This is a genomic window from Nostoc sp. DSM 114159, from assembly GCF_053470285.1.
On sequence record NZ_JBPFEH010000001.1, the window covers coordinates 2,894,213 to 2,910,316 of the forward strand.

The following is a 16,104-nucleotide window of genomic DNA, read 5'->3' on the forward strand; positions in this document are numbered from 1 at the left end:
TTTTTTACTTTGTCTGCTGGCTTTGCTGTTTTTTGGGTAAGATTTGGAAGGATAAAAAAATTGTGCGATCGCTACAGTTAAGAGCTAAATTTAAGTAGGTAGAGTTTTGGAGTTGATCGTGCTTAAGCAACTCATCTTGGAAAATTGGAAAAGTTTCCGTTATGCAGAGCTTCCACTTGATCCCTTGACTGTTCTAATTGGTACAAATGCAAGTGGAAAGTCTAATGTGGTTGAAGCTTTTGAATTTTTGCAAAGAGTAACACAAGGTGAGAATATTGAAGCAGCTTTAGCAGGTGATAAAATACTTCCCTCGATTCGAGGTGGTGTAGAATGGGCTGCACTTAAACCAGAAACTGAGTTTACATTAAAATTTCTAGTTCAAGGTGATGATGAACATACTGATTATCTATATGAAATCAAAATACAAACACAACCTATTGTAATAATCGTAGGAGAATTCATACAAATACTAGATGTAAAATCGAAAAATTCAGATTTGTTAAGTAAATTTTCAATTAGAGAATCAGATAGTTCCCTTCCCATTAGAAGTGCATTAAATACATTAGAGGGAAGTGGTATGGCTTCAGGTTTAGGGATAATTAAGATTACTGAAAAATACAATTTAAAGAGAATTGATGATATTTCTAAAATGATTAGAAATATCACCTATTTAGTTATTAAAGCATTAGAAAAAACTTTTGTTTTAAATCCCATTCCTTCTACAATGAGATCATATTCACTACTGTCTGATACACTAGAAAGCGATGCTTCTAATATTGCAGGTGTCCTAGCAGCATTACCCGATGAACGAAAAAATGAATTAGAATCAACTTTATCGGCCTACATCAAAGATTTCCCAGAAGGCGATATTCAAAAAGTATGGGCAGAAAAAGTTGGGAGATTCGGCACTGATGCTATGCTTTACTGTCAAGAAGAATGGAAACCTGGCCATATTACAGAGATTGATGCTAGAACTATGTCAGATGGAACTTTGCGCTTTTTAGCAATCCTCACAGCATTACTTACTCGACCAGAAGGCAGTCAGCTAGTAATTGAAGAAATAGATAATGGGCTGCATCCTTCGCGTGCAGAATTATTGGTAAGAATACTGCGAGAAATTGGTAGCAAAAGAAAAATTGATATTTTACTTACTACTCATAACCCAGCTTTACTTGATGCTTTAGGCCCAGAAATAGTTCCTTTTGTAGTTGTCGCACACCGCGATAAAGAAACTGGAGAAAGCAAACTTACTCTTTTAGAAGATATTGAAAATCTTCCTCTTTTGTTAGCATCAGGGACTTTAGGCAAACTAGCAACTAAAGGTGCAATTGAAAAGAGCCTTTCTGATAATAAATAAATTTAAATATGAGAAAGGTTTTGATTATTGATACATCTATACTTTGCGTTTATTTAGGTGTACCTGGGAAAGAGACTTGCGGTTCTGATAACAATAAATGGGATAAAAAAAGAGTTGAAGCCCGTTTTCAGGAAGAAGAAAAACAAGGTGCAAAGTTTATACTACCAATAGCGACAATTATAGAAACTGGTAATCATATTGCACAAGCTAACTCTAAGCGATATGAAATTGCTCAAGCTTTTGGTAATATTTTAGTGAAAGTAGCAGATGGAGTTATACCTTGGGGAGTTTTTGAAACTCAAGTGGGTGAACTTTGGAATTCAGAACAATTGAAACAGTTAGCTACTGAATGGCCTACTCTGGCATCGAGAAAAATTTCTATTGGAGATGCGACAATTAAGACTGTGGCTGAATATTACGCCAAAACCAGTAGCACATTTCAAGTAGAAATTTTTACGGGCGATGGGGGACTCAAGGCTTATGAACCAGCTATCCCAGCTCCTACGCGTCGAAGTACTCGCAAAAAAGCCTAGAGCGATTAGTATTTACCCAAAATAGAGATTTTTTCACTAACTTGTCATGAATTAAGTTGGACAGGAATTGTAATAATAAACTCGGTTCCTTCTTTTACGCTAGATATACATTGCAGTTGACCACAATGTTTTTCTACAACAATTTGATAGCTGATAGATAGCCCCAATCCAGTGCCTTTACCGACGGGTTTAGTAGTGAAGAAAGGGTCAAATAATCGCTTTTGTATATCTTTGGGAATTCCACTACCATTATCGGCAATGCGAATAACTACTTGCCGATTGTCTGTAACTTCAGTACGAATACGAATTACAGGTGATTTGAGATTTGAATAAGCTGACTCAAAACTCGCGAATATCGCATCAATTGCATTTGATAGAATATTCATAAATACTTGATTTATTAACCCAGCATAGCATTCTACTAAAGGGAGATTTCCATATTCTTTATCAATAGTAATTATCTGACCTGTTTCTTGATTTATGAGACGGCTTTGTAATATTATTAGAGTGCTATCAATACCTTCATGAATATCAACTATCTTTTTATCAGATTCATCAAGGCGAGAGAAATTGCGTAATGAAAGAACTATTTCTTGAATACGTTCAGTACCAAATTTCATAGAATCAAGAAGCTTGAGGAAATCAGCAGTTAAAAATTCTAGTTCCATTTCTGCGATCGCAGCTTGAATTTCTGCTACTGGTGCAGGATAATGGTGTTGGTATAAGCTAATTAATTGTAGTAAATCTTGAGTGTAGTTAATCGCATAAACAAGGTTGCCAGCGATAAAGTTCACAGGGTTATTGATTTCGTGTGCAATGCCAGCAACGAGTTGTCCCAAAGCAGCCATTTTTTCATTTTGAATTAATCGCGCATAGTTATTCTTAAGGGTACGAAAACCTACTTTGGTGATTCTAGATTGTTCTTGTGCTTGCTCTAGTTGAGCTAATGTTAAAATATGAATTTGGGAATAAGCTAAAAGTAAATGATGGAAATCGAGTAGCTTATAACTACCTAACTGAGTTTCGATTAAAATCGGCTCATATACAAATTGAGGTTCTCGCTGCAATGCTACCTTATTTGCTTCTACAATGAGCGTATCCTCTGAAATTACACACACATCTGGCTGAAGAAAGTTAATCAAATTTCTTGCAGGTCGTTTAGAAAATAGTGGGAAACTATAAGGACGACTCATGTGTTCAAAAAATCTTTGCCGGGAAATCATCCCTAGATAGTCATGATTTTTCACCAGGATAATTCCTGGTAATAAAGGTTCTTGCTTAAAGAGTGTATTCAAATCATTTGCTGGACTATCTGCTTCGACATAAACAGACCAAAGTGGTAATTCTTGCAAAGTGGACTCTAATTGCAAGTTCAAATTATTAGCATTTGTCATGCTATGTATTGCCAACATAGTTTAAATCCTTAACCTTGAGTTAACATTTCTGATAACACCCCAAATCAGCATTGCGATAATTGCAAAGTTAATCAAACTTATATTTCCCTGATTACTGCTGAAAATTACAGTTATGCGGCAAAACTGCTGATATTAGTGCATTCGGTTCTTTTCTATACTGGAAAATTGATACTAATTAGAATCCCTTGTTACCTATTCGCTAATCTTGTGACGTTTAAATTATTATTTATTTAGAATATTTCAAATTATTTTGAAATAAGTTCTTACCAATGGTTAATAAAGAACTTCAACCACAGTTAGAAGCAACACTAATGAAGCGAAAGAGAAAGTAATTAAAAAGGGTTTTGGAAATTTGGTTATCTTTCAGACTGCTGCTTATGGTTGCAAGGCTACTGTTTAGAGAACGAAAGCATTATTTTGTATAATCAACAACTAATGACTCCCCTTGATGGGGAGTTATTTGATATTAGTTAGCTAGCTAAGATGAAATTGGTACATTTTTAAATGCGGCTGTATCTGGCACAAAAATGTCCAAATTATTGATACCATCGGGAACTCTTAGCCAGATATAAGCATCTGCGGAGGCTTGTGGACGTACTTGGAATAAAGAAACGCTTCCTGTTGAGCGATTAAGAGCAACTCCTTTGTAGGTTACGCTAGTGTCAGGATTGCGAGCTGTTGTACTAGCAACCGAGATAATATCGCTACCAACAACTCCGTCTGTGGCAAGGCGACGAATCCGCATTTGCAGATTCACCACATCACGGTTTCCTGTTTCCGGGTCTTTAATTCGTTTTGCTGAAAGTAACTCAACTTCTGCCTTTTTGCCAAAAGCAGGCTGCACAAATTGACCAGGATTAATTGCTGATGTTGTAGCACTAGCTGGGGATGGTGAGACAGTTGCTTGTGGAGAAGTTGTAGCTGTAGGACTTGGGACTTGAGTGGGAATGGTGTTACTGGCTGTACTAATAGTATTTAGTGTTTGCCGTAACATAAAAACTTCATAAGCTACATAGCCGCTACATCCCAAAGCCAAAGTAGAGAGTAATACAGCTACACCAGATAAAAATGTACTCACACCATTGCCTCGATTTCGTATTTCTGTATATGCAGGTTGACTCAGGTTTCGATTTTGTAGTCCCATAAATTATGTTTATGCAATCGCCTATGTATGAAACATGTGAACATCTTCCCTATACTAATTAAGTAACTTTACTGAGCCAATTCTTCTCTCTCCGGAAAGAAATTGTTCGCAAAGTAAAAATATCTGTCTTTGGGATAAGGAAAATTGGTGAGACTTAAGACTTTCAATCAACCACTGGGTGTTTTATTAATATTTTTGACTAGTCAGATAGGATTTAGTTCTAGGCTTGCGAAAGCACAAACCCCAGTTGCACCAAGAACTACCACAAAATCAATTTGCTCTAGCCAACTGGGAACAGCTATAGATGCTGTAATCAATCGTCCCTTATTTAGTCGGGGACGCTGGGGAATTTTGATACAACCTCTGTCAACGGGGCCAACTCTTTACAGTCGAGATGCTCAAAAATATTTTACTCCTGCGTCTAACCTGAAATTGCTGACAACAGCAGCCGCGTTGCAGGAATTGGGTGCTAATTTTCGGATTCGCACCTCTATTTATCAGAATGGCAATGGTATTTTACGTGTTGTCGGCAGGGGAGATCCTAGTTTAAGTGATACTGAACTGCAAAAATTGGCACAGCAGTTAAAACAGAAAGGTATTACTCAAATTCAGCAGTTGAATGCTGATGATAGTTATATTCAAGGTGATATTGTTAACCCCACCTGGCAATGGGAAGATGTGCAATCAAGTGATGGCGTACCAGTTAGCAGCTTTATTCTGAATAAAAATATTTTTAGCTTTAAACTTGCACCACAGGCTGTAGGTAAATCTTTGCAAGTGCTGTGGATCGATCCTGGCGAAGCCAAACAGTGGCGGATAATTAATCAGTCAATAACCATCCCTCAAAATCAACCGAGCTACGTCAATGTCACCCGCGAATTATCAGGAACAGTATTACGAATTCAAGGACAACTGGCAACTAATTCTGAAGAATCTTTAATAGATTTGCCTGTAGTTGACCCTAATTATTACTTCTTACGACGTTTTCGTACTGCCTTAGCAACAGAAAAAATTACTTTGGGACAGACATTAGTAGTAAATGGTGGTGTGAATCAACAGGAAATAGCATTTGTAGAGTCGCCACCTTTAGCTGAATTATTAGCAGAAACTAATTTAAATAGTAATAATCTTTATGCTGAAGCATTGCTGAGAGCATTAGCTGTGAAAAAGACTAGACTTAAAAATCAGACTACTGCTGATGTCGGTTTAGAAGTTGTCAAAGCAAGTTTAACTAAATTGGGGGTCGATCCAGCTAATTACATTTTGGTCGATGGTTCAGGTTTATCACGTCGTGACTTAGTGACACCAGAAGCTTTTGTCCAAACTCTGCGGGGAATGGCAAAAACCCCAACAGCATCTATATATCGCGCATCTTTACCCGTCGCGGCTAAAAGTGGAACTCTGAAAGGCCGCTTTCAAGATACACCTGCTGAGGGCATTGTGCAAGCAAAAACAGGTACGTTAACGGGTGTAGTTTCTCTATCTGGATATCTGAATGCGCCGAAATATGAGCCGCTAGTTTTTAGTATTATCGTCAATCAGTCGGATCAATCTGCAACAGTTATACGGCAGGCAATTGATGAAGTTGTTGTGTTGTTAACACAGTTGCAGCATTGTTAATATTAGACATCTTGCAAAAGTAACTTTGGCAAGATATTGGGGTCTATGGTAAAGGTTACTGGGTTTGGGAAAATTCCATACGTTTACCCTTTAACCCTTAACATACACCCTACTTCTGCAAGAAGTCTATTATACTTTTCACTCATAACTTTTTTAATGCCAGCCAAAATCTTACCACCGCTCCTAAAACCTGGAGACTTATTACGAGTAATTGCCCCTAGTGGTGCTTTGCGAGAATTTGAAGAATTTAAACAGAGTCTAGAAATTTGGCGATCGCGTGGCTATCAACTAGAAATCAGCCCACAGATAGATGACAAATGGGGTTATCTAGCTGGAAAAGATGAAACCCGCCGTCAACAGCTAGCAGCAGCATGGCAAGATCCTGATTGTCGTGGTATTCTCTGTGCCAGAGGTGGTTTTGGCAGCACCCGCATCTTAGAAAATTGGAATTGGGCAAATTCAGAGCCTCCCAAGTGGCTCATAGGCTTTTCTGATATCACAGCTTTATTATGGAGCCTTTATACAGCAGGAATTTCCGGCGTTCACGGCCCGGTAATGACAACTTTGGCAGATGAGTCAGATTGGTCAGTTAAGCGATTATTCGATTGGGTAGAAGGTAGTTCTTTTACCCCTCTCAAAGGTTGCGGTTGGGGTGGTGGTGTGGTTCATGGTACTTTATTGCCAGGTAATCTGACGGTGGCTACTCACCTTTTGGGTACACCAATCTTGCCACATCTTGATGATGTAATTCTGGCCTTCGAGGATGTTACCGAAGCACCTTATCGCATCGATAGGATGCTGACGCAGTGGCGTTTGAGTGGTGCTTTGTCTCAAGTCTGCGGTATTGCATTGGGCGGTTTTACTCGCTGTGAAGCGCCGCCAACTATATCTAGTTTTAGCGTAGAAGAAGTATTGCGCGATCGCTTGGGCGATTTAGGGATTCCCATTGTCTCCGATTTGCCTTTTGGCCATGATAGTCCCAATGCAGCCTTACCAGTGGGTATAGAAGTAACTTTAGATGGGGATGCCGGAATATTAGCGATCGCGCATCCCCATTAAGTTAAAATCAGATCCGCTTCTGGTCAAACAGTCATAATCCACTCACAGAATAATGTTCTAAATGCTTTGGTAAATTCCAATGAATTTTCGGATCTGGCTGATGTTTTACTGGCTTAACATTCCCACGCCAAGCAGCACCCATAATTTGCATAGTTTGGTAAATGATTGTATTCCAACCTTTTTCCTTTAAGTAGTCTAAACCTTGTGCTACATCAGGAGAAGTTAAATCATGGAACAAAATTAAAGCATCATCCTCTGCCAATGGTTCACAAACAATAGTATCATTGAGCGGAGCAGGTGCTTCATGATCGCCATCAATGAAAATCAATGACCACTTGTGTTGTAATTCTTTAGCTAACTCTTCTACCCTTTGTGGGCTATAACCAGCTACTAAATTAACTGAGTCAAGAACATTAGCAAGTCGTAGGGAATTACTTACACTTTCATAAACATCTTCTCTAGCTAAAAAAGGATCGATTACATCTAATTCCACTCCACCCAATGCCAGATGACAGGCAGACCAACCGCGCAAACAACCAATTTCTAAAGCTTTTTTCCCGGCAAATCTGAGTGCCGTATTATATAAAATATGTGCTTCATCTCTATTGAGGAACCCTATAAATGGCTCATCTATATCCACATACCATTTATGGGGAATATCTCGACGTAAATAAGACCAATAACAGTTATTAATGTCTCCAATAATCATATTGGGGAAAGCTGAATCAGGATGAACTATCTCAAATTCAGGTGAAATATAGTCCCAACTAGACAAAGAGATATTTTGAACAACTTCATTAGTATTTGCCATTATTAATTTTTCTCCCAAGATTAATTATGTACTAATTTTGTTAGCTTTACCAATTAAATTAGGACTTACGCACACTCTACGAATTCTCGGCGCTCTTGGCGGTTCGATAAATTAAGCTTTTTAGCAATTTTTGCGTAACTCCTATAAATTACGGAAATTAGCATTAACAGTAACATACTATGGTTCAATAGTTAATACTAAGACCAACTCGAATATCCAAATAAAGGTAATCGCCTCTAGTGTGGGACTGCGGCAATTAGAGCAGAGCATCGATTCAAAAATCACAAACCTAACCTTCCAGACTGCTTACTTACCAGATAAGTAGAGCAACACTTGCCTCTTGCAACCGAGCAAGGATTGGAAAATAAAATCTTTCAGAAACGCTAAATTGTCATTTTCAGCCAAGCTTAAAATAAATGCGATCGCATTATAAATACAATCGAAAATAGCTTATAATAACCAAGTCATTCTCCTGATTATAAAACTAAAGCTTTTTTATGAAAATTGCCCTCGTAGCTTGGGGTTATATCCCTGAACCCCCTCTATCACATTCTGTTTTAACTGTGATAACTGAATACAAAAATTTTTTAGAAACAATTGGACATCAAGCCGATATCTTAAACAAGAAAGATGTTAACGAAGTTATAGAATATATTAATAATAATAATTATGATTTTGTGCATTTACACGCCTACAGCTTTGTCAGCGAGTTTAATCGAAACCTTAAACAGAAGTATTGTTTTAGCTGCCATGATGGTTATTTGTTTAAAACAGATAAATGGAATGAGGAATTTAGAGAAGCATATCAACATTATTTTAATGCACCTGGAATAATTGCTCTTTCTCATTTAACAAAAGATTTTTTCTTGAACGCAGGGTATTCTGGATACATCGCAGTGCAAGTAAATGGTATTGATACTCAGAAAGTAAATTTTCAACCTAAAGGGAATAATAAAGCTATTTGTTTAGGTTGGATTCAGCCAAGAAAACAGCAGAAATTACTGGCAAAAATTATAGATGGAAAGATTGCAATAGATTTTGTTGGTCCTCTAGACGATCCTGATTTTATTCAAGGAACAACCACAAAATATTTAGGTGTATGGAGTTTAGAACAGGTTTATTCTCGGCTCACAGATTATAGCTGTTTAGTTTTAATTAGTGAAGGAGAAGTTGCACCACTCGTAGTATTAGAAGCAATGGCAGCAGGTTTATGTATAGTTGTTTCCGAATCTGCTAGCGCTAATTTGCATCACCAAGAATTCATTAAAATTTTGCCAGATAATATTTTAACTGACACCACACCAGAAGCTCACAAAATTGTTACCGATACAATTAGCGAGATGATTGAGAAAAACCAATATTATCGTGCACAAATTTTAGAATATGTTCGAGAAAACTTTGATTATAGCCGGATAATTTCTCATTATAATGATATCATGCACGATTTTATAAACTTACACAGCTAAGGAGTAATTTTTCAGCCTGTTAATAACTTGGTTCTGTTCAACACAGCTTAATACTTTACCCCTCAATAATTAAAAATCCCTCTTTTATTAGTGGGATTCTTGTGCGAACAATTACGATGATGATTTAAAAATGGAAACTGTAGTTTTTGATTTCAATCATGAAGTGTCAATTATCCTCTGTACCTATAATCGGGCAAAATATTTAAACAATTGCATTGATAGTGTGATTGCTCAAAATTTTCAAGATTGGGAACTGATTATAGTGGATGATGGCAGCCAAGATAATACTTTTGAAATTGTAAATTATTATATTCAAAAATTTCAAAATATCCGATATTTGAAACACCAAAATAGGAAGCTGTGGTATGCTAAAAATGTAGGAATACAGGCATCTTTCGGCAAATATATAACATTCTTAGATAGCGATGATGCGTACAAAGTAAATCATCTGGATGCGCGAATTGAATATATGAGAGCTAATCCAGAAATTGATTTGATTGAAGGTGGATTTGCCACAGAAGAAGAAGTTTGGGTTGCAGATTATTTTCAACCAGGTCAAAAAATTAATCTCCGAGAATGTGTTTTAGGGCCAACATTTTTTGGAAAGAGACAGGTATTTTTTGAGGTGAAAGGATTTAATAATATTGCATACGGAGAGGATACAGACTTTTGGTATCGGGCGGCAAAAATATTTAGAACTGAAAAAGTAACCGAACCCCAAACTTATATTTACACAAGAGCAGAAACTAGTATTACCAAAAGTGTTCTGGAGAATATTTCTTAATCTGATTAACTATCTGGTATGAAGATTATCCTTTTTCTATCCCAAATAAGCCATTATTCTCGCCGATTCATCGCTTCTGGTTGGCGGATATTACTTCTAGGGATTGTTCTAAGTTCGTTCCTAATATTTTTATCTGGTTGTCAGGGACTAGTACAGAAGGATGATGGAGTAATTCATTTAACCCTATGGCAAGCAATCAATCCCCCTGCTAATCGGGATGTGTTTGAAAAACTGGTAGACAAATTTAATCAGACTCATACTGATGTGCAGGTAGAATCTGTCTTTTTAGCTCAACCCCACTTGCCAAAAATATTAACAGCTGTTGTGGGTAATGTGCCTCCAGATATCTTGGCATTCTATCCGCAAATTACAGGTCAGTTAGCAGATTTAAGGGCAATTATACCTTTAGAATATTGGTTGAAAAAATTGCCTCTAAAGTCAGAAATCACCCCTAACTTACTTGAAGAATTGCAATTAGATGGTCATCTTTGGTCGGCTCCATTATATACAAGTAACATCGGTATTTTTTACAGACCTAAGCTTTTTGAAGCTGCGGGAATTACACAAACGCCCAAGACTTGGGAAGAATTGAGAGAAGTTGCCAAAAAATTAACCATAGACCGCAATGGCGACAACCGACCAGAACAGTACGGAATTCTACTGCCTTTAGGGAAGGGAGAATGGACTGTTTTTAGCTGGTTTCCTTTTTTATTGAGCGCTGGCGGAGAAGTACTGACAAATAACCGACCGAATTTAACGAATGCTGGAGCGCTGAAAGCTTTACAATTCTGGCAGCAGCTGTTGAAAGATGGTTCAGCAATGCTTTCTTCTCCAGAACGGGGTTATGAAGAGGATGCCTTTATAGCGGGTCGGGTTGCTATGCAAATTACGGGCCCTTGGACTTATATCACGAAATCTAACGTTGATTACGACGCATTTTCCATACCTACAAATGTTGGTCAAGCTACGGTGACAGGTGGCGGAAATCTTTATGTGATGAAGACTACACCAGCCAGAGAGCAAGCTGCACTCAAGTTTTTAGAATATGTTTTGAGTGAAGAATTCCAAAAAGAATGGAGTATCGGTACCGGTTTTTTACCAGTTAATCTTAAAGCTGCACAAAGTGAAGCTTATCAGCAATTCCTCAACCAAAAATCTTGGTTAAAAGTGTTTATAGAACAAATTCCTCTAGCTGGTGCTAGACCGATTATCGCCGGATATAGCCGTCTTTCTGACAGTCTTGGTCGAGCTATCGAGGCTACATTGCTGGGTGAATCTCCCGACAAAGCTCTCAAAATAGCACAAGAGCGTTTAGAAAGTATTTGGGATAACAATTAAATGGGACTGGGTAACTCGTGGTCTCCTTTGAGGTGCAGTGGCTTGAGTATATAATTAACTACCAGCATTGGTAAGAATTCCTACAAGCACTCGCACTAATTCTTCCAAACCTTCAGGAACGCGATAAAGTTTGATATCTTGCATGACCCGTTTATCTTGCCGATAAAATATTCCAAATCGCCAATCTTCTCCATTTGTTACAGCACCATACAAAGTTGGTGTTTGCGAATCTGTCCATTGGTCGAGTGCTATCAATTCAATTGCAAGTTGAGTAAATCCCCGGCTTAAATCGGATTGCTTGGCTTCAACCACTAACAGAGAATTGAAAGATGAAATATAGTAATCAAAACTTCCTTTGAGTTGTTCGCTAACATTAATGGGGTACTCAATGTTTAGTTGAGTTTGCGTTTGGTCGCAAATTTCCAACAAAATAGGAGCAATTAAAACTTCACGTTTTGCAGCTTCACTGATAGGATTTACGCGCATGATATTGCGCCGTAAGTAACGCTGTAAAAAATCTAAATAGTCAATTACGCCTGAATATTGTGGTAGTTGTAGCGATGCGCGTTCGTAACTACATCCCAGTTCCGCCAAGATATCTGCTGGGGTATATGGTAATTCAAAATACTTACTAAATGTATAACTTTGGCCGGGTTGGAGAATGCGCGGGCGAGTCATAAATATTAAGGTTATGAAATATATCGATAAAAGTCAGGAAGAAACTCCAGTTTTGGAATGTAAATTTCTTTTTAACGTACACAAACCAATTGCTGGTATAGCTCCTAAAATCGCTGCTGTCAATCCTTGTCCACTCCAATATAGTATGGGAGTACGGTAGGTTTCTGGAATCAAATTTTGCATAATAAAAAGCAACCAAACCAAAATAGTAATCCAGAAAAAAGAGATTGAGGGTACAAAATTCCACCACCAAATACCTGCTGTATATCGCCTCAACACCAGCCATTGGCAAATCCCTAGCCAAATTCCAGAAATTATATATGCGATCGCAGACAAAAATCCAAAAATCAAAGTATCTTCAGAAGCTGATGAGGCAATGGTTGAAATGTAGTTAATCCAGGCTGTAGAAACGCCGTTGGCAATCAGCCAACCGACACTAGTAGCAAATAACCACTGCCAACCCGGTAAATATCGGTAAAGGACAAGAGCTTGATCGGCAGCGAAAATCACGGCAAATACAACGTTACTAAGGCTTCTAACCAAAATGCTCCATGTTTGTGGTTGATTAGCAAGGTTAGATGAAAGACTTTGGAGAATAATTTTCTCTAAAGCGATACTGGCAACGCCACCGACAACCCATCCGATGAGGGTCATTAAGGTAAACTGAATAAAGAACCTCTGTCGCTGCGATCGCGGAATCAAATACTTTCCTGGATTAGGCTCATTATTAGCAGATGCAACACGATCGGGACTGTTAGAGTCAGTTTCCATAGGGAATTAAAAAAGTAGATAGTGGAGACAACACAAAAGAGTGACGAAATTCTTTTATATTCCACTTTCTTTATTAATTCTTGTTTTATCGCATTTCCGACCCGATTTTCCTTTGGTGTCAAGGGACTAGGGCTTTTGCTGATAACTTGCTAATAAAGCGTAATCCCAGAATGATAAGCTAAACAGTGGCATAAAAGTTGTGACTTAGGATGAAGTGATAAATGGGTGTTTATTCAACGACTCCTCATCTCTTACGGGCTGCTCGTGGTGAAGTAGTAGATCGTCCCCCTGTATGGATGATGCGACAAGCGGGACGATATATGAAAGCATATCGAGACTTAAGAGATAAGTATCCTTCGTTTCGCGATCGCTCCGAAATTCCAGAAGTAGCAATTGAAGTTTCTTTGCAACCCTGGAGAGCTTTCCAACCAGACGGAGTAATTTTATTTTCTGATATTGTCACCCCACTACCTGGTTTGGGGATTGACATGGACATCGCCGAAGGTAAAGGGCCAATCATTCACTCACCTCTGCGCACTCAAGAACAAATTGATAATTTGCATCCTTTAGAACCAGAAGCAGCTCTACCATTTATCAAAACAATATTGCAAGCGCTACGTTCGGAAGTAGGCGATAAATCAACGGTGTTGGGCTTTGTGGGTGCGCCGTGGACGTTAGCAGCTTATGCAGTCGAAGGAAAAGGTTCTAAAACCTACTCCATCATCAAAAATATGGCATTTTCAGATCCGGCGATATTGCATCAATTATTAGCTAAATTAGCAGATGCGATCGCCATCTATGCCCGCTACCAAATTGACTGTGGCGCTCAAGTTGTGCAAATGTTCGATTCTTGGGCGGGTCAATTGAGTCCTCAAGATTATGACACCTTTGCTCTCCCCTATCAGCAGCGAGTTTTCCAGCAAGTTAAGCAAACCCACCCCGATACACCTTTGATTTTGTTAGTTAGCGGTAGTGCAGGTGTGTTAGAAAGAATGGGACAATCTGGGGCTGATATTGTCACTGTAGACTGGGCCGTGGATATGGCAGATGCACGAGCCAGATTGGGTAAACAAATGAAAGTGCAAGGAAATCTTGACCCAGGCGTGTTATTCGGCTCTAAACAGTTTATCCGCGATCGCATTCTTGATACGGTTCGCAAAGCTGGCAATTGGGGTCACATTCTCAATCTCGGTCACGGTGTCTTACCAGAAACTCCCGAAGAAAATGTCGCTTTCTTCTTTGAAACTGCGAAGGAATTGAATCTTGCAGGAGTTAAGAGTTAGAAGTCATACAATTTTAGATTTTAGATTTTAGATTTTAGATTTTTCCTGCAATCTAAAATCCAAAATTCAAAATCTAAAATTTCCAGAGTTATTCAGTTGCGATTCGGAACTTTTAACTTTATTCTTAATTCTTTAGTTTTAACTCCTAACGTTTTATAAATTCTCTATGAGCCAGAAGCGGATTTTAGTGACTGGTGCAAGTGGTTGTGTAGGTCATTATTTAACAGAAGCCTTAATTAAAGAAACAAATCACGAACTGTATCTATTAGTTAGGAACCCAAGCAAACTGCAAGTTGATACTAATGCTCGTTCAGGCATCAACGTTTTGCAAGGTGATATGCAAAATATTCGCCAATTTGCCGATTTGCTATCCACAATTGATACAGCCGTACTCACAGCCACAGCTTGGGGCGGCGAGCAAACATTTGATATTAATGTCGTCAAGACTATAGAGTTACTCGAACTGCTAGATCCAGAACGTTGCCAACAGGTAATTTATTTTTCGACAGCTAGCGTTTTGGATCGCTACAATCAACCATTAAAAGAAGCTGGGGAAATTGGGACAGATTATATCCGTTCTAAATATGAGTGCTTAGAGAAAAAAGAAAAATTAGCGATCGCACCCAAAATTACCACAGTATTTCCGACTGTAGTATTGGGCGGTGATGCGAATAAACCCTATTCTGCTGTCACATCTGGTATTACAGAAGTGACGAAATATATCAATTTGATTCGCTTTTTAGAAGCAGATGGCAGTTTTCACTTTATCCACGGACGAGATATTGCCACTGTCGTGCGATATTTGATCGATCGTCCTGCTAAAGATAATCAACCACGTCGGCTGGTTTTAGGTCAAGCACCATTAACTGCTAATCAAGCAGTGAAAGAAGTTTGTGCTTATCTGGGCAAAAAGATTTACTTTCGTATTCCTATATCTATAGCTTTGGCTAATTTGATTATTGTTCTATTCCGCATTCGCATGGCTGCTTGGGATCGGTTTTGCATGAACTATCGGCATTTTACATACGAAAAATTCATCAATCCTGATAGTTTCGGCTTACCAAATTACTGTGCAACCATGAGTGATGTTTTGAAAATTAGCGGTGTTAAACGTGTATGAAAAAATATCTATTATTTGCTAATGATAGCGGTCATTTCTTGCGAAGATAAGCCGACACAAGCAGCCAATTCTTCCAATGTCAATCGTTCGCGTGTGTTTGCTTCTAACAAAGATGTTGCAGCTGCAACGTAATCAGGATTAGCAAGATGATTGACATTCTTAGGAAAATTTATTTGGGAATAAAGATTGGCAATGTCAGAACTTACAGTAATTTTTTGGATTTGATAAGTGGCAATTAAAGCTGCTTGACGGGCTTGAAGATAGGCAACATAACATTGCACGATAGCTAATCTTTTTTGCTGTCTAGCTTCCTTCCAACGAGCTTGCAAAACAGGAAGCTGCCCAAAAGTACTAATGAATTTAATCGGGTCAATTGTGACGGTTAAGGAAAAACTGTTTGAGCGCTCAGATGGGGAATCCGGTGATGTTGAGATCGTACTTAGAGCCGGAGATAATTCGATAGCTAAGACATCTTTAAAAGCATTCAATCCCATTGCAGCTTTTGTTTCCAGCACTTGGGCTGAGTTACGTTCAGCAATAGCTACTAGTCGATCGATGATTTTGAGGTCCTGCTGTGTAATCTCAGTTTGAAGGAGGTTACGTTGATTACTAGAACTAGACTTATCTTCGGATGCAACCACAGGAAATGTAGTACTGACAAAAGTAACGGTAAGGAGAATCCTGAAACTTTGTGCAAAAGCTTTTGAGAGCCATTGTGCGATCAT

15 protein-coding genes are annotated in these 16,104 nt (G+C 38.4%); 9 read left to right on the top strand and 6 right to left on the bottom strand.

Annotated features, from left to right (window positions below; translation table 11 throughout):
- The first annotated feature begins 118 nt into the window (after positions 1-118).
- Together ACR5KR_RS11830 and ACR5KR_RS11835 are read left to right on the top strand one after the other, a co-directional pair.
- Positions 119-1,357 (top strand): AAA family ATPase, encoded by a 1,239-nt coding sequence (locus tag ACR5KR_RS11830; RefSeq protein ID WP_448266659.1) that lies wholly within the window; start codon positions 119-121, stop codon positions 1,355-1,357.
- A gap of 8 nt (positions 1,358-1,365) precedes the next feature.
- Positions 1,366-1,890 (top strand): hypothetical protein, encoded by a 525-nt coding sequence (locus tag ACR5KR_RS11835; RefSeq protein ID WP_448266660.1) that lies wholly within the window; start codon positions 1,366-1,368, stop codon positions 1,888-1,890.
- A 44-nt stretch (positions 1,891-1,934) separates the two neighbouring features.
- Here ACR5KR_RS11835 and ACR5KR_RS11840 read toward each other — a convergent pair whose 3' ends face one another.
- Positions 1,935-3,302 (bottom strand): ATP-binding protein, encoded by a 1,368-nt coding sequence (locus tag ACR5KR_RS11840; protein WP_448266661.1) that lies wholly within the window; start codon positions 3,300-3,302, stop codon positions 1,935-1,937.
- Positions 3,303-3,783: 481 nt separating this feature from the next.
- On the bottom strand, positions 3,784-4,383 hold the full coding sequence (locus ACR5KR_RS11845; protein WP_448270177.1) for a hypothetical protein: 600 nt from the start codon (positions 4,381-4,383) through the stop codon (positions 3,784-3,786).
- Positions 4,384-4,596: 213 nt separating this feature from the next.
- Between ACR5KR_RS11845 and dacB the strand changes: the two genes are divergently transcribed.
- The gene (gene dacB, locus ACR5KR_RS11850) at positions 4,597-6,069 is read left to right on the top strand and encodes a D-alanyl-D-alanine carboxypeptidase/D-alanyl-D-alanine endopeptidase (protein WP_448266663.1); all 1,473 of its coding nucleotides are present in this window, start codon (positions 4,597-4,599) and stop codon (positions 6,067-6,069) included.
- Positions 6,070-6,225: 156 nt separating this feature from the next.
- Positions 6,226-7,128 (top strand): S66 peptidase family protein, encoded by a 903-nt coding sequence (locus tag ACR5KR_RS11855; protein WP_448266665.1) that lies wholly within the window; start codon positions 6,226-6,228, stop codon positions 7,126-7,128.
- Positions 7,129-7,159: 31 nt separating this feature from the next.
- Here ACR5KR_RS11855 and ACR5KR_RS11860 read toward each other — a convergent pair whose 3' ends face one another.
- Complete coding sequence (locus ACR5KR_RS11860) at positions 7,160-7,939, bottom strand: class I SAM-dependent methyltransferase (RefSeq protein ID WP_448266667.1); 780 nt, start codon at positions 7,937-7,939, stop codon at positions 7,160-7,162.
- A gap of 497 nt (positions 7,940-8,436) precedes the next feature.
- Between ACR5KR_RS11860 and ACR5KR_RS11865 the strand changes: the two genes are divergently transcribed.
- From ACR5KR_RS11865 to ACR5KR_RS11875, 3 genes are all read left to right on the top strand, one after another.
- Positions 8,437-9,405, top strand: a complete 969-nt coding sequence (locus ACR5KR_RS11865) for a glycosyltransferase (RefSeq protein WP_448266669.1) — start codon at positions 8,437-8,439, stop codon at positions 9,403-9,405.
- A gap of 130 nt (positions 9,406-9,535) precedes the next feature.
- Positions 9,536-10,189 (top strand): glycosyltransferase family 2 protein, encoded by a 654-nt coding sequence (locus ACR5KR_RS11870; RefSeq protein ID WP_445626356.1) that lies wholly within the window; start codon positions 9,536-9,538, stop codon positions 10,187-10,189.
- Between the two features lie 18 nt (positions 10,190-10,207).
- A complete protein-coding gene (locus tag ACR5KR_RS11875) occupies positions 10,208-11,527 on the top strand; it encodes an ABC transporter substrate-binding protein (protein ID WP_448266671.1) in 1,320 nt (439 codons plus the stop codon).
- 54 nt (positions 11,528-11,581) lie between these two features.
- On the opposite strand, the gene ACR5KR_RS11880 is transcribed toward ACR5KR_RS11875, so the two are convergent.
- Positions 11,582-12,205, bottom strand: coding sequence for a hypothetical protein (locus ACR5KR_RS11880; protein WP_448266672.1), 624 nt, complete (start codon positions 12,203-12,205; stop codon positions 11,582-11,584).
- Between the two features lie 33 nt (positions 12,206-12,238).
- Positions 12,239-12,976, bottom strand: coding sequence for a hypothetical protein (locus tag ACR5KR_RS11885; protein ID WP_448266673.1), 738 nt, complete (start codon positions 12,974-12,976; stop codon positions 12,239-12,241).
- Positions 12,977-13,197: 221 nt separating this feature from the next.
- On the opposite strand from ACR5KR_RS11885, the gene hemE reads away from it, so the two are divergent.
- The gene (hemE, locus tag ACR5KR_RS11890) at positions 13,198-14,259 is read left to right on the top strand and encodes a uroporphyrinogen decarboxylase (RefSeq protein WP_448266674.1); all 1,062 of its coding nucleotides are present in this window, start codon (positions 13,198-13,200) and stop codon (positions 14,257-14,259) included.
- Positions 14,260-14,425: 166 nt separating this feature from the next.
- Positions 14,426-15,379 (top strand): NAD-dependent epimerase/dehydratase family protein, encoded by a 954-nt coding sequence (locus ACR5KR_RS11895; RefSeq protein WP_448266675.1) that lies wholly within the window; start codon positions 14,426-14,428, stop codon positions 15,377-15,379.
- A gap of 11 nt (positions 15,380-15,390) precedes the next feature.
- On the opposite strand, the gene ACR5KR_RS11900 is transcribed toward ACR5KR_RS11895, so the two are convergent.
- Positions 15,391-16,104 (bottom strand): hypothetical protein, encoded by a 714-nt coding sequence (locus ACR5KR_RS11900; protein ID WP_448266676.1) that lies wholly within the window; start codon positions 16,102-16,104, stop codon positions 15,391-15,393.

Bases quoted from the DNA above. Each gene is read 5' to 3' on its own strand.
- ACR5KR_RS11835 (WP_448266660.1), top strand. From the start codon at position 1,366: ATGAGAAAGGTTTTGATTATTGATACATCTATACTTTGCGTTTATTTA.
- ACR5KR_RS11840 (WP_448266661.1), bottom strand. From the start codon at position 3,302: ATGTTGGCAATACATAGCATGACAAATGCTAATAATTTGAACTTGCAA.
- ACR5KR_RS11855 (WP_448266665.1), top strand. From the start codon at position 6,226: ATGCCAGCCAAAATCTTACCACCGCTCCTAAAACCTGGAGACTTATTA.
- ACR5KR_RS11860 (WP_448266667.1), bottom strand. From the start codon at position 7,939: ATGGCAAATACTAATGAAGTTGTTCAAAATATCTCTTTGTCTAGTTGG.
- ACR5KR_RS11865 (WP_448266669.1), top strand. From the start codon at position 8,437: ATGAAAATTGCCCTCGTAGCTTGGGGTTATATCCCTGAACCCCCTCTA.
- ACR5KR_RS11870 (WP_445626356.1), top strand. From the start codon at position 9,536: ATGGAAACTGTAGTTTTTGATTTCAATCATGAAGTGTCAATTATCCTC.
- ACR5KR_RS11875 (WP_448266671.1), top strand. From the start codon at position 10,208: ATGAAGATTATCCTTTTTCTATCCCAAATAAGCCATTATTCTCGCCGA.
- ACR5KR_RS11880 (WP_448266672.1), bottom strand. From the start codon at position 12,205: ATGACTCGCCCGCGCATTCTCCAACCCGGCCAAAGTTATACATTTAGT.
- ACR5KR_RS11885 (WP_448266673.1), bottom strand. From the start codon at position 12,976: ATGGAAACTGACTCTAACAGTCCCGATCGTGTTGCATCTGCTAATAAT.
- hemE (WP_448266674.1), top strand. From the start codon at position 13,198: ATGGGTGTTTATTCAACGACTCCTCATCTCTTACGGGCTGCTCGTGGT.
- ACR5KR_RS11895 (WP_448266675.1), top strand. From the start codon at position 14,426: ATGAGCCAGAAGCGGATTTTAGTGACTGGTGCAAGTGGTTGTGTAGGT.
- ACR5KR_RS11900 (WP_448266676.1), bottom strand. From the start codon at position 16,104: ATGATCGCACAATGGCTCTCAAAAGCTTTTGCACAAAGTTTCAGGATT.